At 32.9% G+C, this 23,101-nt stretch carries 19 protein-coding genes and 1 tRNA gene; 4 read left to right on the plus strand and 16 right to left on the minus strand.

Annotated elements, in window-relative coordinates:
• Positions 1 to 218: 218 nt before the first annotated feature.
• On the plus strand, positions 219 to 3,413 hold the full coding sequence (locus D6200_RS08575; RefSeq protein ID WP_073184282.1) for a SusC/RagA family TonB-linked outer membrane protein: 3,195 nt from the start codon (positions 219 to 221) through the stop codon (positions 3,411 to 3,413).
• A 5-nt stretch (positions 3,414 to 3,418) separates the two neighbouring features.
• A complete protein-coding gene (locus tag D6200_RS08580) occupies positions 3,419 to 4,903 on the plus strand; it encodes a SusD/RagB family nutrient-binding outer membrane lipoprotein (protein WP_083574834.1) in 1,485 nt (494 codons plus the stop codon).
• A gap of 94 nt (positions 4,904 to 4,997) precedes the next feature.
• Here the strand turns inward: D6200_RS08580 and D6200_RS08585 are convergent.
• The 16 genes from D6200_RS08585 to mraZ form a co-directional block, all read right to left on the minus strand.
• Positions 4,998 to 5,071 (minus strand) — tRNA-Arg (locus D6200_RS08585).
• Between the two features lie 13 nt (positions 5,072 to 5,084).
• Positions 5,085 to 5,531 carry a GatB/YqeY domain-containing protein gene (locus tag D6200_RS08590; RefSeq protein WP_073184279.1) on the minus strand — a complete coding sequence of 149 codons (447 nt, stop codon included), beginning with the start codon at positions 5,529 to 5,531 and terminating at the stop codon, positions 5,085 to 5,087.
• A 69-nt stretch (positions 5,532 to 5,600) separates the two neighbouring features.
• The gene (gene ftsZ / locus D6200_RS08595) at positions 5,601 to 7,463 is read right to left on the minus strand and encodes a cell division protein FtsZ (RefSeq protein ID WP_047790373.1); all 1,863 of its coding nucleotides are present in this window, start codon (positions 7,461 to 7,463) and stop codon (positions 5,601 to 5,603) included.
• Positions 7,464 to 7,547: 84 nt separating this feature from the next.
• Positions 7,548 to 8,888: a cell division protein FtsA gene (gene ftsA / locus D6200_RS08600; protein ID WP_047790372.1), complete on the minus strand. Its 1,341-nt coding sequence runs from the start codon at positions 8,886 to 8,888 to the stop codon at positions 7,548 to 7,550.
• Positions 8,875 to 9,615 carry a cell division protein FtsQ/DivIB gene (locus D6200_RS08605; protein WP_047790371.1) on the minus strand — a complete coding sequence of 247 codons (741 nt, stop codon included), beginning with the start codon at positions 9,613 to 9,615 and terminating at the stop codon, positions 8,875 to 8,877. Before D6200_RS08605 ends, ftsA begins: the two co-directional genes overlap by 14 nt.
• 1 nt (position 9,616) lies before the next feature.
• A complete protein-coding gene (gene murC, locus D6200_RS08610; RefSeq protein WP_073184277.1) occupies positions 9,617 to 10,963 on the minus strand; it encodes a UDP-N-acetylmuramate--L-alanine ligase in 1,347 nt (448 codons plus the stop codon).
• Positions 10,963 to 12,054: an undecaprenyldiphospho-muramoylpentapeptide beta-N-acetylglucosaminyltransferase gene (gene murG / locus D6200_RS08615; protein ID WP_073184274.1), complete on the minus strand. Its 1,092-nt coding sequence runs from the start codon at positions 12,052 to 12,054 to the stop codon at positions 10,963 to 10,965. The genes murC and murG overlap by 1 nt, the downstream gene beginning before the upstream one ends.
• Positions 12,055 to 12,123: 69 nt before the next feature.
• Positions 12,124 to 13,314, minus strand: coding sequence for an FtsW/RodA/SpoVE family cell cycle protein (locus D6200_RS08620; protein ID WP_073184272.1), 1,191 nt, complete (start codon positions 13,312 to 13,314; stop codon positions 12,124 to 12,126).
• 16 nt (positions 13,315 to 13,330) lie between these two features.
• Positions 13,331 to 14,665, minus strand: coding sequence for a UDP-N-acetylmuramoyl-L-alanine--D-glutamate ligase (murD, locus tag D6200_RS08625; RefSeq protein ID WP_073184270.1), 1,335 nt, complete (start codon positions 14,663 to 14,665; stop codon positions 13,331 to 13,333).
• Positions 14,666 to 14,667: 2 nt separating this feature from the next.
• Positions 14,668 to 15,045, minus strand: coding sequence for a four helix bundle protein (locus tag D6200_RS08630; protein ID WP_073184268.1), 378 nt, complete (start codon positions 15,043 to 15,045; stop codon positions 14,668 to 14,670).
• Between the two features lie 38 nt (positions 15,046 to 15,083).
• Positions 15,084 to 16,310 carry a phospho-N-acetylmuramoyl-pentapeptide-transferase gene (gene mraY / locus D6200_RS08635; protein ID WP_047790365.1) on the minus strand — a complete coding sequence of 409 codons (1,227 nt, stop codon included), beginning with the start codon at positions 16,308 to 16,310 and terminating at the stop codon, positions 15,084 to 15,086.
• A gap of 3 nt (positions 16,311 to 16,313) precedes the next feature.
• Complete coding sequence (locus tag D6200_RS08640) at positions 16,314 to 17,780, minus strand: UDP-N-acetylmuramoyl-L-alanyl-D-glutamate--2,6-diaminopimelate ligase (RefSeq protein ID WP_073184265.1); 1,467 nt, start codon at positions 17,778 to 17,780, stop codon at positions 16,314 to 16,316.
• Positions 17,781 to 19,793 (minus strand): penicillin-binding protein, encoded by a 2,013-nt coding sequence (locus D6200_RS08645; RefSeq protein ID WP_239178689.1) that lies wholly within the window; start codon positions 19,791 to 19,793, stop codon positions 17,781 to 17,783.
• Between the two features lie 6 nt (positions 19,794 to 19,799).
• Positions 19,800 to 20,129, minus strand: a complete 330-nt coding sequence (locus D6200_RS08650; protein WP_047790362.1) for an FtsL-like putative cell division protein — start codon at positions 20,127 to 20,129, stop codon at positions 19,800 to 19,802.
• Positions 20,129 to 21,025 carry a 16S rRNA (cytosine(1402)-N(4))-methyltransferase RsmH gene (gene rsmH, locus D6200_RS08655; RefSeq protein ID WP_073184260.1) on the minus strand — a complete coding sequence of 299 codons (897 nt, stop codon included), beginning with the start codon at positions 21,023 to 21,025 and terminating at the stop codon, positions 20,129 to 20,131. The genes D6200_RS08650 and rsmH overlap by 1 nt, the downstream gene beginning before the upstream one ends.
• Entirely contained in the window at positions 21,012 to 21,479 is a 468-nt protein-coding gene (gene mraZ / locus D6200_RS08660; protein ID WP_073184258.1) for a division/cell wall cluster transcriptional repressor MraZ, read from the minus strand. Before mraZ ends, rsmH begins: the two co-directional genes overlap by 14 nt.
• A 203-nt stretch (positions 21,480 to 21,682) precedes the next feature.
• On the opposite strand from mraZ, the gene D6200_RS08665 reads away from it, so the two are divergent.
• On the plus strand, positions 21,683 to 22,447 hold the full coding sequence (locus tag D6200_RS08665; protein WP_073184256.1) for an alpha/beta fold hydrolase: 765 nt from the start codon (positions 21,683 to 21,685) through the stop codon (positions 22,445 to 22,447).
• Positions 22,448 to 22,471: 24 nt separating this feature from the next.
• Positions 22,472 to 23,083, plus strand: coding sequence for a ribosome biogenesis GTP-binding protein YihA/YsxC (gene yihA / locus D6200_RS08670; RefSeq protein ID WP_073184254.1), 612 nt, complete (start codon positions 22,472 to 22,474; stop codon positions 23,081 to 23,083).
• Positions 23,084 to 23,101 lie beyond the last annotated feature (18 nt).

Consider the following 23,101-nt stretch of genomic DNA (forward strand, 5'->3'; position numbering starts at 1 on the left):
CCTCTATACTATTTATTAAATAAAACAAGATTAAAAAACTCCAAAACAGTAATAGGTTCTAAAAAACAACATCTTAAAGTAAAAAACAATTAAAAAAACATTAAAAAGAACAAAACTTAAACTATTATAACTAATAACAATACTATATTAACAAAACAACAATAATAACAATTTGTTTTTTATTTATTTACAAAATAAACTTAATTTTTTTAAAAAATATGAAAACAAAATTGTTACTACTGTTCTTTCTTGTTACATCAATTGTAATTGCTCAAGAAAAAACAGTATCTGGGGTAGTTTCAGATGAATCCGGGGGGCTTCCAGGGGTAAGTATACTCATTAAGGGTACCACAAAAGGTACAGAAACAGACTTTGATGGTAACTACTCTATCAAGGCTAAAGAAAATGATATCTTAATATTTAGTTTTGTAGGAATGACAACTATTGAAAAAACAGTTGGATCCTCTAACGTGATAAGTGTAACTATGTCTACAAACGAAAATGTTTTAGATGAAGTAGTTGTTACAGCTTTAGGTATAAAAAGAGAAAAAAAATCTTTAGGATACGCTACACAGGAAATCAAAGGAAACGACCTAACTAAGGTAAATTCAGGAAACATAGCTAATTCTATTTCTGGTAAAATATCTGGAGTACAAATTAGACGAAATGGTAATATTGGAGGATCCACCAATGTAATTATAAGAGGAACAACATCTTTAACTGGTAACAACCAAGCTCTTTGGGTAGTTGACGGAGTCCCGTTAAATAATGATAACACAAATACTGCTGATCAAAAAAGCGGAGGTAACACAGGAGGATATGACTTTGGTAATGCTGTGGCTGACATCAATCCTGATGATATTGAAACTATGAATGTATTAAAAGGAGCTGCTGCTTCTGCTTTATATGGTTCAAGAGCTACAAACGGTGTTATTATAATTACCACTAAAAAAGGAGGAAAAAGTAAGGGTTTAGGTATTACAATTAATAGTGGCGTAACAATTGGAGCTGTAGATTTTAAAACCTTACCTAAATATCAAAAAGAATATGGTAGTGGTTGGTGGAATTCTTTTTCAGACCCTTCAAGAAATATCGATTTAGGCAGTGGTTCTCACCCTTATGAGCCTACAGATGATGCTTCATGGGGGCCTGCTTACGACCCTAATTTATTAGTATACAGGTGGAACTCTTTTTTTCCTGAACTTTCTACCTACGGTAAAGCAACACCATGGACGGCTACTAAAAATGATGCTAATAGCTTTTACACAAAAAGTATTACTTTTAACAATAACATTTCTATTTCTGGTAATAATGAAGTTGGAAGTTTTCGTTTTAGTTATTCTAAATATGATTTAAATCAAGGAATATTACCAAACAGTAGTTACAAAAGAGATAATTTTAACTTATCAGGAAGCTATAAGCTAAGTAATAAAACTACTGTTACTGCATCTGCTAACTACAATAAAACCCATGGTAGAGGTCTTAATGAAACTGGATATGGTGCTGGTGGTAACAATTACCTCAGTAGTGTAAGACAATGGTACTCTTCTAGTGTTGACTTTGCTGATTTAAAAACAGCTTATAAAGAAACACAACTAAACACAACTTGGAGTGTATATGGACCTTACGATTTAAATGTTGCATTTCATGACAATCCTTATTTTCAAAGAAAGAATAATATAGGAAGTATAAGAAGAAACCGCTTTTTCGGTAATTTTAGTTTAACAACTGAAATAAAAGACTGGTTAAGTGTTACCGGAAGAGGTGGTATTGATTCTTATAATCAAACTCAAGAAGAAACAATAGCTGTTGGCTCTAAAAGACAACCTGAACTTAAAGGGCAATACTCTAGATTTGATAAAAACTTTAGGGAGTTCAACTTAGATTTAATTTTTAATGCTCAAGGAAAAATTACCAACAATATAAGTTTCACTGCATTATTAGGAGGAAACGTAAGAAGAACAAAAAGCAATTATACTTACGCTATTACAAAAGGCGGCTTAGTTATACCTAACATCTACGCCATAAACAATTCTGTTCAAAATCCAGACCCTTTATCTGAGTCTATATCATCAATTGGTACTAATAGTATTTATACAAACGCTTCTTTGAGCTTTTATGATACTTATTTTTTAGAAGCTACCTACAGAGTTGATCAGTCTTCTACTTTACCTAAAGAAAATAATGTTTATAATTATCCTTCTCTAACTGCTACATATATCTTTAGCAAACACTTGAAAGCTAACTGGCTTTCATTTGGAAAACTGCGCCTTAATTATGCTGAAACAGGTAACGATGCTCCTTTTGCTGTACTTAACTCTCAGTATATTAAATATTCAAACTTTGGAGATGCTATACAATTTTCCACAGAAAACAGCAGAAAAAACCCAAACTTAAGAAGCGAAAAAACTAAAGGTTATGAAATTGGTCTAGAAACAAAAATGTTTAATAATAAATTGGGGTTAGATCTTTCATTATACAAAACCAACACTACAGATCAAATAATGTCTGTTGGTGTAACGGGAGCTACAGGAAGTACATCTGCATGGGTTAACGCTGGTAATGTCGAAAATAAGGGTATTGAAGTCAGCTTAAATGCTACCCCTATAAAAACAGATAATTTCACATGGGAATCTCAAATTAATTGGTCTACCAACAAAAATAAAGTTATTAGCCTTAATGAAAATGATAGTCGTTTTGAAATTGGAAGATTTCAAGGAGTGTCTCTAGTTGCAGAAGTAGGTAAACCTGTTGGACAAATGGTTAGCTCAGGATTCAAATACATTAACAATCAAAAAGCTATAAAAGAAAACGGCTACTACGATATTGAAAACAGTAAAATCATAGGCGACATAAATCCTGATTGGATTGGTGGTATAAACAATAAGTTCAAATACAAAGATTTTTCTTTTAGTTTTTTAATAGACGTTAAAAAAGGAGGAGATGTATGGTCTTTAGATCAAAAATACGGAGCACAAACTGGTATTTACCAAAGTAGTGTTGGAAATAATCACTTAGGAAACCCTAAAAGAAACTCTGTTACAAACGATGAAAATAGTGGAGGAATTATATTAGATGGAGTGCTTTCAGATGGCACTAGAAATACCAAAATTGTTCCTGTTGATTATGATTTAGGTGCAAATACCCCAGATGAGGGGTATGTATATGATGCTTCTTTTGTTAAATTAAGAGAAGTTTCTTTTAGTTACAATCTTCCTAAGAAATTTTTAAAAAACACTTTTCTCAATAGCCTTTCTTTTACAGCAAGTGGTAGCAACTTATGGATAATACATAAAAATTTACCATATGCAGACCCTGAAGCTGGTGCTTCTTCTGGTAACCTACAAGGTTTCCAAACAGGTGTATTACCTACTACTAAAGAATATAGTTTTAACATAAAAGCTCAATTTTAATAGATATGAAAATAGTCGATAAAATAAAAAGAACTGTAATATTAGGATTAGGAATAACTTTATTATTTTCTTCTTGTAATGATATTGAAAACCTAAATACTGACACTAAAGGGTATGAAACTGTATTACCTGAAGCTCTTATGACGCAATCTCAAGTGAGCTACATGTATTTCTTAACAAATACAAACCCTAACTCTAATAATTTCAGAAAATATGTTCAGTATTGGACTAATACCGAATTTGTTGATGAAGACAGATATAATCAAACAAAAAGAAATATTGGTACAGGTTTCTGGAATCTACTTTATAGAGATGTTTTAACTGATTTTAAAAACGCAAAAGAGATAATAATATCACAAAATGTAACACCTAACAAAGAAGCTGAAAAGCAAAACAAAATTGCTATTGTAGAAATACAAATGATTGCCGTTTTTCAAACACTTGTTGATTTATATGGTGATGTACCATATACTGAAGCTTTAGATTTTGTAAAATATCCAAAACCTAAATACGATGATGCTCAAGAAATTTATTTAAGCTTAGCAGATCGTCTTAACAAAGCCATTAATCAGCTAAACACGAATGAATCTAGTTTTTCTTCTGGAGATTTAATTTATGGAGGAAATGTTAATCTATGGAAAAAACTAGCTAACAGTATTAAGCTAAAGTTAGGACTTCATTTAGCAGATATACCTGAACTTAACTCTGATGCTAAAGATTTAATTGAAAGCGCCTTTAAATCTGGAGTAATATCTAATAATTCTGAAAATGCACTATTACAATATTATTCTGTCTCTGGTCAAAGGAATCCTATTTTTCTAGCTCTTACAACTGAAAATCATTATGTTCCAACAAAGTTTTTAGTAGATGAGTTAAATTCAAAAAAAGACCCTAGAAGAGATATTTTTTTTAATTCTAATTCAAAAATAAATGGAGAATATGTTGGTTATCCATACGCAATAGGTCCCAGTGGAGGTGGGTATCAAAATACATCTAATACAAATATTGAAATATTTAGAGATCCTTCTTTGCCTGGTGTTTTGTTTGATTTTGCTGAAACATCATTTTTATTAGCTGATGCTGCTAATAGAGGTTTTGATGTTGGAGGAACAAGTGCCACCTATTATATGCAAGGAATTGAAGCTAGCATGGACTATTGGAATGTAAGTTCTTTAGATAAGCAAAACTACTTAAATAGACCTGATGTTTCTTTTAATACTGCGTCTGGTAGCACAAAAGAAAAAATCGCGTATCAATTATGGATATCTTATTATAATAGAGGCTTTGAAGCTTGGACTGAATATCGTAGACTGGACTTTCCAAACATAAAAGCTCCTGATAATGCTGTATCTGAAGCAGATGGCAAAGTACCTGTTAGGAATATCTATTCTCATTTAGAAGCAACACTTAACAAAACGAATTATGAGACTGCTTCAGCAAAAATAGGAGGAGATTTAATGACTACTAAAATATTTTGGGATAAGTATTAAAACATAGTAGGTAAAAACTAAACTTTGTTCTCATAAAAAGATTGTTTTTATCAAAAAGAGATTGTTACTATAACAATCTCTTTTCTATTTTTAGTGACCCAGAGAGGACTCGAACCCCCAACCCTCAGAGCCGAAATCTGATGTTCTATCCAGTTGAACTACTGAGTCTATAAAATAATTGTTATGCCAATTTAGCTTTTACAATTGCTGAAATTGTTTTCCCATCTGCTTGTCCTGCTAATTGCTTCGATACAATTCCCATTACTTTTCCCATATCTTTCATTCCTTCAGCACCAACATCTGCAATAGTTTTCTCTACAATATTTCCAATTTCTTCTTCACTTAAAGCTTCAGGTAAAAATTGTTCTAAAATAGCCGCTTCAGCTAATTCAGGTTCAGCCAAATCATTACGTCCTTGTTCTGTAAACACAGTAGCACTATCTTTACGTTGTTTTACCTGCTTTTGAATAATTTTTAATTCTTCTGCTTCTGTAAGCTCTCCTGCTCCCGCTTCGGTATTTGCTAACATAAAAGCTGACTTTAATGCTCTTAAAGCCGTTAAAGCTACCGTGTCTTTAGACTTCATAGCTTCTTTCATTTTATCCATTACCTGCTTTTGCAAACTCATATTTTTATATTTTAAAGTATTAAAAAATCCCGATAAATCGGGATTTTAAAAATAAGTGTTATTCTTTTATTAATCTACATTATCGTGTAAAAACGAATTATTAGAACGTAATAAATCGTTATTATCTGTATTCAATGCTGTATCTGATTTACTAATATCTGATCCTGCTTCAATATCAACTCCTAATCTTTTATATGCTGGTTGACGTTCTATTTCATCTATATTTTTACTAACCTGATCATTAAATTTATAATTAAAACCCTTCATTTTCTCTCTTCTTTCCTTAGCTCTTTTCTGCAATTCAGAAATTGTTAAATCTAACGGAGAAACTTCTTCACTTGTAGTGTTTATATTATTAATTTTTTCTTGTGTTTGAGATTTTACCTCAAATTGTAACTCCTCTTCTACTTGGTCTTTAATTATCGGAGTAGAGCTTTTACCAATTGTTGGTTGTGCACTGAAGTCATCTAATACATAGCGCTTTTCAACCTTATGGTACTTTACTTCTTCAGCTTCTACTTCGATATTTTTAATCTCGTTAGACGTTTCAACTAGATGAGATGCTGGTTTTATTTCTTCATAAGAATTTAATGGTAAATCAAACAACAAGTCTTGTTGTGTTGATTGCTCTTTTACTTCTCTTTCTTCTACTTTAGGTTCGGCTATATTAGTAATAATGAAATCGTCTTCAGAAACTGTTTCTATTTCAATTTCATCGTATGTAACATCTATATTTTTTATTGCTTGTGTTGTTGGAATAATTTCAGCTCTTGGTTCAACTTTTTCTTCCTCTAAAACATGAATAACTTTATTTGATGGCTTGTTTTTTATAGGCTCATTAATTGGTGTAGAAGTTTGTACTTGTTGATCTCCAAAATTATAAGTTGCCTTTTGTTCATCTTCTAAAGTATGAACTATTTTTTTCACCTCAGTATTGGTTATATTCCCTTGCTGATCAGCAGCAAAACCCGTAGCTACAACGGTTACAGCTATTCCGTCTTCTAATGATTCATCTTCTCCAATACCCATAATAATATTGGCATCATAACCTGCTTCATCCTGAATATAATCATTAATTTCTCCTATTTCATCTAGCGTAACTTCATTTCCTCCCGAAACGATTAATAGTAATACATTTTTAGCTCCTGTAATTTTATTATCGTTCAACAAAGGAGAGTCTAATGCTTTTACAATAGCATTTTTAGCTCTGTTTGCTCCTGTTTCTTTTGCAGATCCCATAATTGCTGTACCACTGTTTGATAGTACTGTTTTAGCATCGTGTAAATCGATGTTTTGCTTATAATGATGGGTAATTACCTCTGCTATACCCTTGGCTGCTGTTGCTAATACTTCATCTGCCTTAGAAAAACCTGCTTTAAAACCTAAGTTACCATAAACTTCGCGCAGTTTATTATTATTGATAACAATTAATGAATCTACATTATCACGTAAATCATCAATTCCTTTTTGAGCTTGTTTTGAGCGCATTCGTCCTTCAAATTGAAATGGCATCGTAACGATTCCTACCGTTAAAATATCCATATCTTTAGCTATTTTTGCTATAATAGGAGCTGCTCCTGTACCCGTACCTCCTCCCATACCTGCGGTGATAAACACCATTTTGGTATGTGTACTCAACATTTGTTGAATTTCCTGTATACTTTCAGCCGCTGCTTGTGCTCCAATTTCTGGATTAGCACCTGCACCTAAACCAGAAGTTAAGTGTGCTCCTAATTGAACCTTATTAGGTATAGGACTGTTTTCTAATGCTTGTGCATCTGTATTACAAATTACAAAATCTACTCCGTGAATTTGTTTACTATACATGTGGTTTACAGCATTGCTTCCTCCCCCACCAACACCAATTACTTTAATGGCATTCGATTGTGTTTTTGGCATGTCGAATGAAATGTTATCAAATTCTGCGCTCATAATAACTTTTCTTTTTTATTAATTCTTATTCAATTTTACACTCCTTTTTAGGGGATTAATTAGGAGTATTCTTATATATACTAATTACTCTGCGTTATCTAAAAATTCTTTGAATCGTTCTGTGAACTTATCAAAAAAAGATTTAGGTTTTTTCGCTTTATGTTCCTTCTCTTCTTGAACTTCTTCTATAATTTCTTTTTCTTCCTCAATAGTTTCTTCTACTAACACCTCTGGTGTTTCTTCAATAACTACTTTTTCTTCTGCTTCTTTTTGTAAACCTTCCATTAACAATCCTACAGCTGTTGCAAATGCTGGACTCGATAATACTTCATCAGAATCTCCAGCTAAATGTTCATTAGGATATCCAATACGAACGTCCATTCCAGTAATATATTCTACCAACTGACGTAAATGTTTTAATTGAGCTCCACCTCCTGTTAATACAATACCTGCAATTAATTTTCCTTTTTGAGTTTCGTGTCCGTAGTTCTTAATTTCTAGATATACGTGTTCAATTATTTCTTGAACTCTTGCGTGAATTATTTTTGATAAATTTTTAAGTGTAATTTCTTTAGGTTCTCTTCCTCTTAACCCTGGAATCGAAACAATTTCTGTTTCTTTGTTTTCTCCGGGCCATGCTGAACCAAACTTTATTTTTAATAATTCTGCCTGTTTTTCAATTATTGAACAACCTTCTTTAATATCTTCTGTAATAACATTACCTCCAAAGGGAATAACTGCTGTATGACGAATAATTCCATCTTTAAATATTGCTAAATCTGTAGTTCCGCCACCTATATCAATTAGTGCTACTCCAGCTTCTTTTTCTTCTTGACTAAGCACTGCCGAAGCTGAGGCTAGTGGTTCAAGTGTAATATCTGAGAGAGTTAAACCTGCACTTTTAATACACCTTCCTACATTTCGAATGGAAGATACTTGACCTACTACAACATGGAAATTAGCTTCTAACCTTCCTCCATACATTCCTATAGGTTCTTTGATATCTGGCTGACTATCTACCTTGAATTCTTGTGGTAATACATGAATAATTTCTTCACCAGGTAACATAACCAATTTGTGTACCTGACTCACTAAATTTTCTATATCAGTTCTGTCAATTACCTCTTCTGATTTTTCTCTAGTTATATAGTCGCTATGATGTAAACTACGTATATGTTGTCCAGCAATACCTACAACAACATTTTCTATTTTATATCCCGAAATACTTTCTGCCTCTTCAGCTGCTTGCTGAATAGATTGAATTGTTTGCGTAATATTATTGACTACACCTCTTTTTACACCTAAACTTTTCGCTTTACCAATACCTAAAACTTCAAGCTTACCGTATTCGTTTTTACGACCAATCATGGCAACAATCTTGGTTGTACCAATATCTAAACCAACTGCTATTTTATTGTTCTCCATCTTGATTTTGTTTTGTGCACACAACTTGGTTGTGGTATTTTACATTTATAGCTTTGTAATTATTAATGGTTTTGTCTGTAAATGCTTTGTTATAAAATGCTGTTAGCTTTTTAAACTTTATTGAGGCATCTATTAACTCTCCAAAAATTATCTTATAGTCACCACTACGAACTGTAAATGTATATTCGCTTTGGGCGTCTCTTTCTATAGCAATAATTTCTTTAGCAAAAAAACTACTACTATTTATGGTTTTTATTAACGTTGTTAATTCTTTGATTTCTTCTGGCTCCCTCACTCCTAAAACTAATGGTACTCTTGCTGAAAAATTTGTAGATAACGGAATTTTAACCCCATACTTATCAACATAAAAAGATTTGTATTTATCAACAATTCTAGCTATCGGTGTTCGTTGTTTTATGGTAGTTTTTAACACCCCATCTATGGTTAAAAACACAGCTATTTTTTCAACATACGGGTTCGCCGAAACATTAGTTTCTAGAAAATGTAAATCTACCAATCTTTTTGGTTGGTTTTTAACAAATTCATCATTTTGTATTAACATTTTATCAACCATACTGTGTGTCAAAAAGTTATTATCTCCAGCAGCAAACTCTACTACCGTGCTTTTTACTTTTTTTGATCCATTTCTATTAGTTGTAAAACCATACAAAAACATCAAAAACATCAGCAGCAAGAAAAAAGATAAAAATGTTGCTAATTTTTTCATTCTATTTTTTATATTTTTCTTCTAATTTGTTTTTTACCTTATTAACTAATAAACCAATATCCCCTGCTCCCAACATTACTATAATTTTTGACTCTGACTTTATAATTTCGTCACTTAATTTTTCTTTAGAGATTAGTTTTTTAGCTTCAATGGTTATTTTCTCTAATAACCAACTTGAGGTAACTCCTTTTATCGGTAATTCTCTTGCTGGATAAATATCTAATAACAACACTTCATCAAACAACGATAATGCTTTAGCAAAATCATCTGCAAAATCCCTTGTTCTACTAAACAAGTGTGGTTGAAATACAGCTAATACCTTTTCTTTGGGATACATTTCTCTAACAGATTGCGCTACTGCTTTTATTTCAGTAGGATGATGCGCATAATCGTCAATTAGCACAACATCTTCTGTTTTTATCTTATACGAAAACCTACGTTGTACTCCTTTAAAACTTCCTAATTGCTTTTTAACTTTCTCTAAAGACACTCCATACACATCTGCAATAGCTAATGCTGCTAAAGCATTCATCATGTTATGATTTCCTGGTAAATGAAATGCTACATTTTTAATTTCCGATGTTGGTGTTTTTACATCAAAAACATATTTACCTTCTTCTATTTTTACATTATAAGCTTTGTAATCTGCTTCTTCATTAACAGCATATGTTAAACCTTTTAAAGGCAACCCTTTTGCGACAATTAAAGTATCAGAAACTTTGCTTGCAAAATCTCTAAATGATTGTTGTAAGAATTCGTTTTCTCCATAGATATCTAAATGATCAGCATCCATAGAGGTTACACAAGCAATATTGGGTGATAATTTTAAAAACGAACGGTCAAATTCATCGGCTTCAACAACAGAGATCCTATCTTCTCCTAAAATTAAATTAGAATCATAGTTTTCTGCAATACCTCCTAAAAACGAAGTTGCTTTCTCTGGTTGCATAATGTGTCCTAAAATTGAAGAAGTTGTTGTTTTTCCATGCGTTCCTGCTACAGCCAAACAAAAAGTATTCTTTGTAATTTCTCCCAACACTTCTGCTCTTTTCAAGACGGTATATCCGTTGTCTTTAAAATAATTTAATTGTAAGTGATTTTTAGGAACTGCTGGTGTATATACCACCAATGTTTTTTCTTTATATAAAAATGAAATTGGAATATTCTTTACTTCATCTTCAAAACTTACTTCAATTTCTATTTCTTCTAAACCTTTAGTGATAGGTGTTGGTGTTTTATCGTAGCCTGCAACTAATTTTCCATTGACAGAGAAATAGCGAGCTAAGGCACTCATTCCTATTCCGCCAATACCAATAAAATAAACGTTATGTATCGTTTTTAAATTCACTAACTAATTAATTTTTCTATTTCGTTAACGATATTACTTGTTGCATTTGGCAACGCTAACTCGTTAATGTTTTCACTTAAACTTTCTTGTTTCCCTTTGTCTTTTAATAAAGTTTCTAATACGACAGGAAAAGTATCTAATTCACTCTCTTTAACTACTAGAGCCCCATGTTTGTCGGCAATAGATTTTGCATTTTTTGTTTGATGATCTTCTGCCACATTTGGTGATGGAATAAAAATAGTTGGCTTCCCTACTATACATAATTCCGATACTGAACTTGCTCCTGCTCTCGACACGATGAAATCTGCAGCTGCATAGGCTAAATCCATTCTATTCAAAAACTGATGCACTTGAACATTTTCTAATTCATCATACTTTTTATATTCTTCATAATACAGCTTACCACATTGCCATATCAATTGAACTCCTTGTTTTTTGAAGAAGTCTAAATTTTCTTCTACCAACTGATTTATTTTACGAGCACCAAGACTTCCTCCTAATATTAAAATTGTCTTTTTTGATGTATCTAATTCAAAAAACTCTTTTCCTTCTTCTATTTTCGTATGAATAAATAGTAAATCTTGACGAACTGGATTTCCCGTTTTTATTATTTTATCTTCAGAGAAAAAGCGTTCTAAATTATCATATGCAACACATATTTTCTGCGCTTTTTTTCCTAACAATCTATTTGTTATTCCTGGGTACGAGTTTTGTTCTTGAATTAAGGTCGGTATCCCTCTTCTATTAGCAATCATTAACGTTGGTCCACTTGCAAAGCCTCCAGTACCCACAGCAACATCTGGTTTAAATTTTCGTATAATTCTATATGCTTTCCATAAACTACTTAAGAGTTTAAAAGGAAACACTAAGTTCTTTAAAGTTAGTTTTCTTTGGATTCCTGAAATCCACAATCCTTTGATTTCATATCCTGCTTGTGGAACTTTTTCCATTTCCATTTTATCTTTTGCTCCTACGAACAAAATGTTAGCTTCTGGATAACGAACTTTTACTTCGTTAGCAATTGCTATTGCAGGATAAATATGACCTCCTGTACCTCCACCACTTATTATGATATTAATCGATTGTTTCATACAGTCTTTTTTATGTTAACAGTGTTGTATGTAACGCTCATAATAGTTCCTACCCATACATCTGTATTTTTAGTCCAGCGTTTCATGTAAAATATCTAAAGGGTTATCATCTAAAATTGTTTCTTCAGTTTCGTTTTTAGAAGCACTTACGCTTAAAATCATTCCTAATGCGAAACATGTCATCCAAATTGAGGTACCTCCACTACTAATTAGCGGGAGTGTTTGTCCTGTTACTGGTAAAATATTCACTGCTACCGCCATGTTAATCATTGCTTGAAAAACAATGGGAATTCCCACACCTACAACTAATAAAGTCGCAAATATGGTTGTAGCCTTTTTGGCAGTTATTAAGATTCTGAAAAGCAACAAGAAATAAATAAATATTACCACTATCGCTCCAGCAAAACCGTATTCTTCAACTATAATTGCATAGATAAAATCGGATGAGGATTGTGGTAAAAAGTTTTTCTGTACGCTTTTCCCTGGCCCTTTTCCTATTACTCCTCCTGTTGCAATTGCTATTTTGGCTTTTTCTACTTGGTAATCTTCTTCACCATCAGACTGAGAAAAGCTTTCAATTCTACTTTTCCATGTGTTTACACGATTGGGCATTGCATCTGGAAATGCTTTAGCTACTAAGATAAAAAACAGAAAAGCAAAAAGTCCTATTCCTAATATATATCCTATATATTTTAGTGGATATCCTCCAATAAACGAGACCATTAAAATCATAAAAAACACCATGGCTGTCGTTGAGAAGTTTGCTGGCAATATTAACACCAATACTAAACCTACTGGAAGCCATAACTGCAACAAACTTTCCTTAAAAGAAATTACTTTTTCTTTATTTTTTGCCAAGTATCGAGCAACATATACCATCAATACCAAACCTGCCAATGTAGAGGTTTGAAATCCAATACCTACAAACGGAATACGAATCCATCTACTTGCATTTGCTCCTCCAATGGTAGTTCCTTGTGCTAAGGTAAAAACCAGCAGTAAAACAACTACAGGAAGCATTAATACAGAACCTCCACTAAAATATCTATATGGTATTTTATGTACTCCATAAATGACTGCAAAACCTGTAATTAATAATACAATATGTTTTACTAAATGCCCTAAGGTAGATCCATTTCCTACTACGTATACCAAATTGGTACTTGCACTGTATATTGGCATAAATGAAAATATTGCCAACATCGCAACTATAGCCCAAATGGCTCGGTCTCCTTTAATATGTCGAAAGATGTTTTTCATCAATCTTTAGTGTACTTTATATATTTCTTACAGCTTCTTTAAATTTTCTTCCTCTATCTTCATAGCTATCAAATAAATCAAAACTTGCACATGCTGGTGACAACAATACTGTATCTCCTTTTTGCGCTATTTTATAAGCTACTTTTACTGCTTCTTCTGCTCCAGCAGTTTCTACCATAACATCTACTACATTCGCAAAAGTGTCTATGATTTTTTGGTTATCTAACCCTAAACAAACTATTGCTTTTACTTTTTCTCTTACTAAAGGTAGTAAATCTGTATAATCATTTCCTTTATCAACCCCTCCTACAATCCAAACTGTTGGATTGTCCATACACTCCAACGCATAAAAGACCGCATTTACATTTGTAGCTTTACTATCGTTAATGAATTCAATTCCATTTACTTTTTGCACTTTTTCTAAACGATGTTCTACTCCTTCAAAATCAGACAAACTTTCTGCAATTGTTTCTTTTCTTACTTTCAATAACCTTGCTGCCATTGATGTAGCCATTGCATTTTTAGTGTTATGCTTTCCTTGTAATGTTAGCTCAGAAACCTTCATTAATTTTTCTTCTGTATTAAATTTCATTATTATCGTGTCTTGTCTTAAAAAAGCCCCGTACTCTAATTCTTTTTCCATTGAAAATGGCACTAGCGTTGCTTCTGTTTTGTTATTTTTTAACCAATTTTGAATTGCTTCGTCATCAGCATCATATATTAAAAAATCATCTTTCGTTTGATTTTTTGTAATTCTGAATTTTGAGTTTATATAGTTATCAAATTCATATTCATATCGATCTAAATGATCTGGTGTTATATTGGTGATTATTGCAATATGTGGTTTAAAATTTTCAATTCCATCTAACTGAAAACTGCTTAATTCCAATACATATTCGTCATACTTATCTTCAACCACTTGTTCAGCGAAGCTATCACCTATATTCCCTCCAACTCCCACATTTAAACCTGCTTTTTTTAACACATAATGTACCAGCATGGTTGTGGTTGTTTTTCCGTTTGAGCCTGTAATTCCCACAATAGTTGCTTCTGTAAACTGAGCAGCGAATTCTATCTCTGAAATCACTTTAACTCCTTTTGAAACCAACTTTTGCACAAGTGTAACTTTCTCTGGAATTCCAGGGCTTTTCATTACCACATCAGCATTTAGAATTTTATCTTCTGTATGCTGATTTTCTTCAAAATCGATTGAGTTATGTAAAAGAACTTTTTTATACCGCTTTGCTATACCTCCTTTATCTGAAACAAAAACCTCATATCCTTTTTGCTTCCCTAAAAGCGCTGTTCCTACACCACTTTCTCCTCCACCAAGCACAACTAATCTTTTCATTTTTAATTAATGATTTTAGATTTATTGATTGATGATTTACTTTTAACTGTTTTTATAGAAGCTACAATAATTGAAATCAACTCGTTTGCCTCATTATGCAACCTTTTCAATTCTTCTTGATTATTTTCATGGATTGACATAAAAACCTCTAAAAAAAACATACTTTCATCTACTTCTTCTTCAACAATTTTTAATTTATGAATAAAGTCAGCTGAAGATTTTGCCCTACAAGCAGCTCTATAATTAGCTCCAACCGAACTAGAACATCTTATCAATTGTCTACAATATGCATCAAATTCTCTTGTTTTAGGATACTCTTTACATAACCTCCAACAATCAATAGCAAATTGTTTAGTTCTATTTTTAATCTGTTCTTTCATTCAGTCTTATATCTTAAATCACAACTCCAAAGTCTCCTTTATCTTAACTTCAATGTTACTATGGTAAATACCGCTAATAAAATTCCTACAATCCAAAAGCGTACTACAATTTTACTTTCGTGATAGTTTAGTTTTTGATAATGATGATGTAGAGGAGACATTTTAAATATTCGTCTTCCTTCTCCAAACTTCTTCTTTGTGTACTTAAACCATGAAACTTGTAGTATTACCGATAAATTCTCGACTACAAATATTCCAGCCAAAACTGGCAGTAACAATTCTTTCCTTATGGCAATAGCTATTACAGCTATGATACCTCCAATAGTTAAACTTCCAGTATCTCCCATAAACACTTGTGCCGGATAGGTATTATACCATAGAAAACCGATTAAAGCTCCTGCAAACGCTAAAATGAAAACAGTCATTTCTCCAGACTTCGGAATGTACATTACATCTAAATAGTCTGCAAAAATGATGTTACCAGATACCCATGCAAAAATTGCCAGCGTTATTACCATAATTGCTGATGAACCTGCCGCTAATCCATCAATACCATCTGTTAAATTCGCACCGTTCGAAACTCCTGTAACGATAAAAACGGTAACAAAAATGAAGATTATCCATCCATATTTTTCATATCCATCTCCTAAGAAGCTTAATGCTTTTGCATAATCTAACTCGTTATTCTTTAAAAAAGGAACTGTTGTTTTTGTCGATTTATGAGCCTCACCAAACACTTTCTTTTTACCATCTACTTGCGCAACTTGTTCTGAAGTAGGCAGTTGTTCTTTGATGGTTACATCTTGGTGAAAATACAGCATAGAACCTACGATTATACCTAATCCTACTTGTCCTAAAACTTTGAACTTTCCTTTTAATCCCGCTTTATCTTTTTTAAACACTTTTATATAATCATCCGCAAAACCAATAAGCCCCATCCAAACAGTCGTAATCAATAAAATAACGATATATATATTTTCTAGCTTTGCTAAAAATAACACAGGAATTAATGTTGCAAGGATTATAATTACACCTCCCATAGTTGGTGTTCCTGCTTTTTGTACTTGACCATCTAAACCTAAATCTCTTACTGTTTCACCTACTTGCTGCCTTCTTAAGTAGTTAATGATTTTTTTACCAAAAATGGTTGAAATCAACAGAGACAATATGAATGCCATTGCAGATCGAAATGTGATGAATTGAAACACACTTGCTCCTGTTAAGCTAAATTCACTTTCTAAATATTGAAATAAATAATACAGCATTCGTTAGTGTTTTTTTAGTTGATTAAAATAGTTGGTTACTTCTTCTAAATCATCAAAATGATGCCTAACACCATTTATTTCCTGGTAGGTTTCATGACCTTTTCCTGCAATAAGTACAATATCTCCTGAAGTTGCTAGCTTACAAGCTGTTTTTATAGCCTGTCTTCGGTCTACAATTGATAGTGTTTTTTTATAGTTTTCTGCCGCAACTCCAGTTTCCATTTCATCAATTATCGATTGAGGGTCTTCTGTCCTAGGATTATCTGAAGTAAAAATAGCTTGATCACTCAACTGAGAAGCAATTAATGCCATTTTAGGACGCTTTGTTGTATCTCTATCTCCACCACAACCTACAACTGTAATCACAGTTTCATTTCCTGTTCGGATGTCGTTAATAGTTTGTAATACATTTTTTAGTGCATCAGGTGTATGTGCATAGTCTACTATGGCCGTAACTCCATCATCTGAAACTGTATATTGAAATCGTCCACTTACACTTTCTAACTCACTTATAATTCGTAAAATTTCTATTTTCTCAAGTCCTAATAACTCTGCCACCCCATATATTGCCAATAAATTGTAGGCATTGAACTCACCTATCAACTTTGTCCAAACCTCTATTCCGTTGATTGTTAACAAGGTTCCTGAAAGACGTTTTTCTAACACTTTTGCTTTAAAATCTCCTAATGTTTTTAATGCATAAGTTTGTTTATTTGCCTTTGTGTTTTGTAACATTATTTGCCCGTTCTTATCATCAATATTCACCAAGGCAAATGCTGATTTTGGCAATGAATCAAAAAACGATTTTTTAACATCCCGATACTCTGCAAATGTTTCATGGTAGTCTAAATGATCATGCGATAAGTTTGTAAACACTCCTCCTGCAAACTCTAAGCCTTCAGTACGTTTTTGATGTATTCCATGAGAACTTACCTCCATAAAACAATAATCAACTCCAGCTTCTACCATTTTTGATAAATAGTTATTTATCGCTAGTGAGTTTGGTGTTGTATGTGTTGCTTTATATTCTTCTTCATCAACCATTACTCGCACAGTTGATAACAACCCCACTTTATATCCTGCTTTTTTAAACAGTTGGTACAATAAGCTTGCAATTGTAGTTTTACCATTTGTTCCTGTTACTCCTACTAACTGCAAGCTTTTTGACGGGTTGTTATAATAATTTGTTGCTATTATTGCTAATGCCGCATTAGAATCTTCTACTTTAACATAAGTAACCTCTTCATTTTTATTTTCTGGTAAAGACTCACAGATAACAGTCTTAGCACCCAACGATACTGCTTTCGCTATAAACTGATGCCCGTCCACTGTTACTCCTTTTTGAGCTACAAAAACATCCTCTTCCTGCACTTGTCTACTATCAAACTGAATATTGCTTATATCAATATCAGTGTTCCCGTAAACTTCTTTTACCACTACCTTATATAATATGTCTTTTAATTTCTTCAACTATGATAATTTTAAATATATCGTTGCACCTTTTGAGACTTTTTGCCCCCTATCTATGGACTGTTCTGTTACTTTTCCTACTCCTGAAAATTTAACTTTTAACCCCATATTCTCTAATAATGCAATTGCATCCATTCCACTCATACCTAAAACTTTAGGCATAATTGTTTTATACTTCCTTAGTTTTTGATAGTATTCTTGATACTCCCTTTCAAGAACCTCTTCTGAAATATCATCAGAAACAAGCTGATTATTAATTGCTGTTGACGTATAAATTTTTTGAGCTATTTCTTTAAATATAGGAGCAGCAACCGTAGCCCCGTAATATCCTTTTTCTTTTTTAGGACTATGAACTACTACAATGCAAGAGTATTTTGGTTCATCTGCGGGAAAGAAACCTGCAAAAGAAGCCACATACTTTTGATTTGAATAATATCCTCCTTCATATTCTCCCTTAGCATTTTTAGTTCTAGGAATGTATTTTTTTGCCGTTCCTGTTTTTCCTGCCATAGAAAAGTTTGGTGAATAAATTCCTTTACCTGTTCCGTATTTTATAGTATTTTCCATCACTTTTCGTACTTTATCTAAGGTTTCTTGTGATGCTATTTTTTCTTTTACTACTTCTGTTCCAAAGCTTTCTTCAACTTTACCTCCTACTCTTAGCTCTTTTACAAAATATGGCTTTACCAACTTTCCGTCATTTGCGACTGCATTGTAAAACGCTAGTGTTTGTAACGGCGTAAGAGAAACCCCATAACCCCAAGCCATCCACTCTAATGAAATAGGGCTCCAACTTTTCTCTGTTGGTTCTGGTATATAAGGCTTTCCTTCTCCTTTGATTTTAACACCTGTTAATTGATCCAACCCAAAAGACTTAATTCTATCCGTGAATTTTTTAGGATTTTTATCGTAGTACTTTTGTATTGTTTTCACAATTCCAACATTTGAAGAAACCTCAAATACCCTTCCTAATGATATTTTTCCGTACCCTCCTCTTTTACTATCTTCTACTTTACGATTATTAATATAAATTCTTCCTTTTTCACAATCTACCACAGTTGAAGTATCTACAACTTTATCTTCTAAAGCCACCATTAAGCTAGCTAACTTAAAAGTTGACCCAGGCTCGTGACTCTCCCAAACAGCATAGTTTCTTTTTTCGTAATACCTTCCTTTAGAAGTCCTCCCTAAATTAGAAATCGCTTTAATCTCTCCTGTTTCCACTTCCATCACTACAGCACAACCATGATCTGCTTCAAAATACTCCATCTGTCTTAACAGAGCATGATGCGTTATATCTTGAACGTTTACATCTATTGTAGTAATTACATCACTTCCATCTACAGGCTCCTTCTCATTTACATCATTAATAGGCTTCCATTGCCCTTTAGCTATCTTTTGTTTTAAACGCCAACCGTTTTCACCTTGCATATAATCCGCAAAAGCACCTTCAATTCCTGCCCCACCTCTGTAATCATCGTAACCAATTGTACGTTCAGCTATTTTTCCTATTGGGTGAACTCTCACTGTTTTTTGTTCCGCGATAAAGCCTCCTCGATACACCCCTCTATTAAAAATGGGAAAGCTTTTCATTTTCACATAATCATTATATCCTACATTACGGGCTATTAACAAATATCGGTTTCTACGTTTTTTTGCATTACGCAACTTCTTTTGATAGTAACTAGCTGATTTCCCTAACAATCCAGAAAGCGACTCAGAAAGTGCTCGGATATTTTTTTCAAAAATCTCAGAATCTACCGCCACCACATCCATTCGAATGGTAAATTTTGACATAGAGGTTGCTAACAAATTTCCATCTGCCGCATACACATTTCCCCTATTTGCAAAAATAGTATCGTTTTTAACTGTTTCTTCTTCAGAAAGATTCCTATACTTATCTCCTTCTACATATTGAAGTTTAAAAAGTCTAAAAATGATAACTACAAAGAAAAGCGTCATTAAAACAACAATCACGTAGAGTTTGTTTAATATGCCTTTTTTTACTACCATTTTATATTACTCTTTATTATATGTTACTTTTATTTTTTGGGGCGGTTTTTTTGCAGGGTACAACCCTTTGTTTTTTACTTTATCTCGAATACTACTCTCTAACTTCATTCGCATTAATTGAGTACTCGTGTCCACATCTTCAGCCCGCAACTCTCTTTTCTTCTTATTAAGCACTGCTATTTGCACCACTTTTGCATCGGCACTATGCGAACTATAGATCATCACTAATAGTAAAACAACTGTAAAAATCAAAATTCGCCAATTCTTAAACGAGCTTTCATCCGTAAGAAAACTACCTCTTAAAAGATCGTATATACCCTTTCTTACTATTGACATTACTTTAATGTTGCTATTCTTAGTTTCGCACTACGTGCTCTATTATTTTCTTTTATCTCCTCTTTTGTTGGCACAATCATTTTACCAACTTTTTTAAGTGGTTCACTGGTATTACCATAAAAATCTTTTTCTGGTTCACCACTAAACAATCCGGTCCTTATAAATCGTTTCACCAACCTATCTTCTAAAGAATGATATGAAATCACACTCAATCTACCTTCTTCATTTAACAAGTCTGGGATTTGCTGCAAAAATTCTTTCAACACCTCCAACTCCTGATTCACTTCTATTCGTATTGCTTGAAAAATTTGCGCTAGTATTTTATGTTCTTTTGCTTTCGGAAGAAATTTTTGCAACACTTCTTTTAACTCAAAGCTCGTTTTAATTTCTCTATCAACTCTTGCCTCAACAATAGTTTTCGCCAAGGTTCGCGCATTCCGCAATTCCCCATACAAAAACAACACATCCGCCAAATCTTCCTCACTATAGGTATTGATTATTTTTTTTCCTGATAATTCAGATTTCTGATCCATTCGCATATCCAAATCTGCATCAAAACGAGTAGAAAAACCTCTTTCCGCTTCATCAAACTGATGTGAAGACACTCCTAAATCAGCCAGCACCCCATCTACTTTCCTAACACCATAAAAGCGCAAAAACCTCGATATGAATCGAAAATTCTCTCCAATCAACACAAAACGTGGATCGTCAATTTTATTTTGTTGCGCATCAGGATCTTGATCAAAGGCAAACAATCTTCCTTTTTCACCTAATCGACTTAATATTTCTCTAGAATGCCCCCCTCCTCCAAAGGTAACATCCACATAAACTCCATCTTCCTTTATACTAAGCGCATCAACACTTTCTTTCAATAAAACTGGATTATGATAACTCATCTACTTCCGTATTACCCATTACTTCTTCTGCTAACTCAGCAAAATCAACAACAGCATCATCAATTACTTTTTCGTACTTATCCTTATCCCAAATTTCAATAATATTCACTGCAGAAGAGAGCACCACTTGCTTTTCAATACCCGCAAACTGACATAAATCTTTCGGAATCAAGACCCTCCCTGAAGCATCTACATCCACCATTTTCACACCGGCAGTAAACCTTCTGATAAAATCATTATTTTTCTTTACAAATCGATTTAGTTTATTGATTTTTGCCATTACCAGATTCCATTCTTGCATTGGATACAACTCCAGACAAGACTGAAAAACAGAACGTTTAATCACAAACCCTTCTTGCAACACAGAAGACAATTGCTTCTTGAACGCTGACGACATCATCAACCTCCCTTTAGCATCTACCTTGCACTCATATGTTCCAATTAAACTTACCACGTAAAGAATCTATAGTTTGCATCAAAAATAAAAAATATTTACCACTTTTTACCACTTTTTACCACTTTGTTGATAAGTTTTACTTCTGGAGATAAAAAACTCAAAATAAACCACTTAAAAGACTCGCCTACACAGTAAATAATAAAAATGAAAAAGTGATAAAAAAGAACTACATTTGTGGTTAAGTCAAATCAAAAACATATATGACTGAATTTTTAAAGAAAGAAGACAAATTTACATATGCTGAAGCAGGAGAAGGAAGCCCAATTATCATTCTTCACGGGTTAATGGGAGCTCTTAGTAATTTTGGTTCCACTTTTAATCATCTTTCAAAAAAAGGATATCAAGTTTTTATACCAGAGTTACCCTTATACACATTACCCCTCCTTAAAACTAATGTAAAAAATTTAGCCAAGTTTTTACATGATTTCATAGAGTATAAAGGGCTTAAAAATGTTACTCTACTAGGAAATTCTCTAGGCGGACATATAGCTTTATACTATACAAAACATTATTCTGAAGATGTTAAAGCATTAGTTTTAACAGGTAGTTCTGGATTATACGAAAACTCAATGGGAGATAGCTATCCTAAAAGAGGTGACAAGGAGTTTGTTAGAAAAAAAGCACAAGATGTTTTTTATGATAAAGCCATTGCTACAGACGAACTTGTTGATCAAGTGTACGATGTTATAAATGATAGAAATACCTTGATTAGAACACTAGCTATTGCTAAAAGTGCCATTCGTCATAACATGGCTAAAGATTTACCCAACATGAAACAACCTACCTGTTTAATTTGGGGAAAACAAGACAGTGTTACTCCACCTGAAGTTGCTGAAGACTTCAAAAAACTTTTACCTGATGCCGATTTATTCTGGATTGACAAATGCGGACATGCAGCTATGATGGAAACACCAGAAGAATTTAATAAAATTTTAGAAGGGTGGCTTTCTAAACGCGAAATATAACAGCTAAACTAGCTTAATTATAGTATGAAAATAAAATCTGCTGAATTTGTAATGAGTAACAGCAATGTTACCAAGGCTCCTAAAGACAGAATACCTGAGTACGCTTTTATAGGTCGATCAAATGTCGGAAAATCTTCATTAATCAATATGTTGATGGAGCGTAAAGATTTGGCAAAAACCTCTGGTAAACCAGGGAAGACACAACTTATTAACCATTTTAAAATTAATAACGAATGGTTTTTAGTAGATCTTCCTGGATATGGTTATGCACAGGTTTCTAAAAAAAAGCGTCAAATTTTTCAATTTTTTATTGAAAACTATTTTAAAGAACGTGAACAGCTGGTTTGTACTTTTGTTTTAATCGATTCTCGCCACGATCCACAAAAAATAGATTTGGAATTCATGCAGTTTTTAGGTGAAAACCGCATTCCGTTTTGTATTGTTTTTACCAAAGCTGATAAACTAGGGAGCTCTAAACTCAACAAACAAATTACCACTTACAAAAAGAAATTATTAAATTACTGGGAGGAATTACCAATTTCTTTTGTTACCTCATCTTCTACAGGAATGGGGCGAGATGAGTTTTTAAACTTTATTGATCAAGTTAACGAAGATGTAGCGGAGAATTTTAAATAATTTTCACCATACCTTAAG

Origin of the sequence: Tenacibaculum mesophilum (genome assembly GCF_003867075.1) — a bacterium.
GTDB lineage: Bacteria > Bacteroidota > Bacteroidia > Flavobacteriales > Flavobacteriaceae > Polaribacter > Polaribacter mesophilus.

Coding starts and splice junctions, on each gene's coding strand:
- D6200_RS08630 (WP_073184268.1), bottom strand. CDS start 15,045: ATGAAAGAACAGATTAAAAATAGAACTAAACAATTTGCTATTGATTGT.
- D6200_RS08580 (WP_083574834.1), top strand. CDS start 3,419: ATGAAAATAGTCGATAAAATAAAAAGAACTGTAATATTAGGATTAGGA.
- D6200_RS08650 (WP_047790362.1), bottom strand. CDS start 20,129: ATGTCAATAGTAAGAAAGGGTATATACGATCTTTTAAGAGGTAGTTTT.
- mraY (WP_047790365.1), bottom strand. CDS start 16,310: ATGCTGTATTATTTATTTCAATATTTAGAAAGTGAATTTAGCTTAACA.
- yihA (WP_073184254.1), top strand. CDS start 22,472: ATGAAAATAAAATCTGCTGAATTTGTAATGAGTAACAGCAATGTTACC.
- D6200_RS08605 (WP_047790371.1), bottom strand. CDS start 9,615: ATGAAAAAATTAGCAACATTTTTATCTTTTTTCTTGCTGCTGATGTTT.
- D6200_RS08575 (WP_073184282.1), top strand. CDS start 219: ATGAAAACAAAATTGTTACTACTGTTCTTTCTTGTTACATCAATTGTA.
- D6200_RS08590 (WP_073184279.1), bottom strand. CDS start 5,531: ATGAGTTTGCAAAAGCAGGTAATGGATAAAATGAAAGAAGCTATGAAG.
- murD (WP_073184270.1), bottom strand. CDS start 14,665: ATGAAAAGATTAGTTGTGCTTGGTGGAGGAGAAAGTGGTGTAGGAACA.
- ftsA (WP_047790372.1), bottom strand. CDS start 8,888: ATGGAGAACAATAAAATAGCAGTTGGTTTAGATATTGGTACAACCAAG.
- D6200_RS08620 (WP_073184272.1), bottom strand. CDS start 13,314: ATGAAAAACATCTTTCGACATATTAAAGGAGACCGAGCCATTTGGGCT.
- ftsZ (WP_047790373.1), bottom strand. CDS start 7,463: ATGAGCGCAGAATTTGATAACATTTCATTCGACATGCCAAAAACACAA.
- D6200_RS08665 (WP_073184256.1), top strand. CDS start 21,683: ATGACTGAATTTTTAAAGAAAGAAGACAAATTTACATATGCTGAAGCA.
- murG (WP_073184274.1), bottom strand. CDS start 12,054: ATGAAACAATCGATTAATATCATAATAAGTGGTGGAGGTACAGGAGGT.
- rsmH (WP_073184260.1), bottom strand. CDS start 21,025: ATGAGTTATCATAATCCAGTTTTATTGAAAGAAAGTGTTGATGCGCTT.
- D6200_RS08645 (WP_239178689.1), bottom strand. CDS start 19,793: ATGGTAGTAAAAAAAGGCATATTAAACAAACTCTACGTGATTGTTGTT.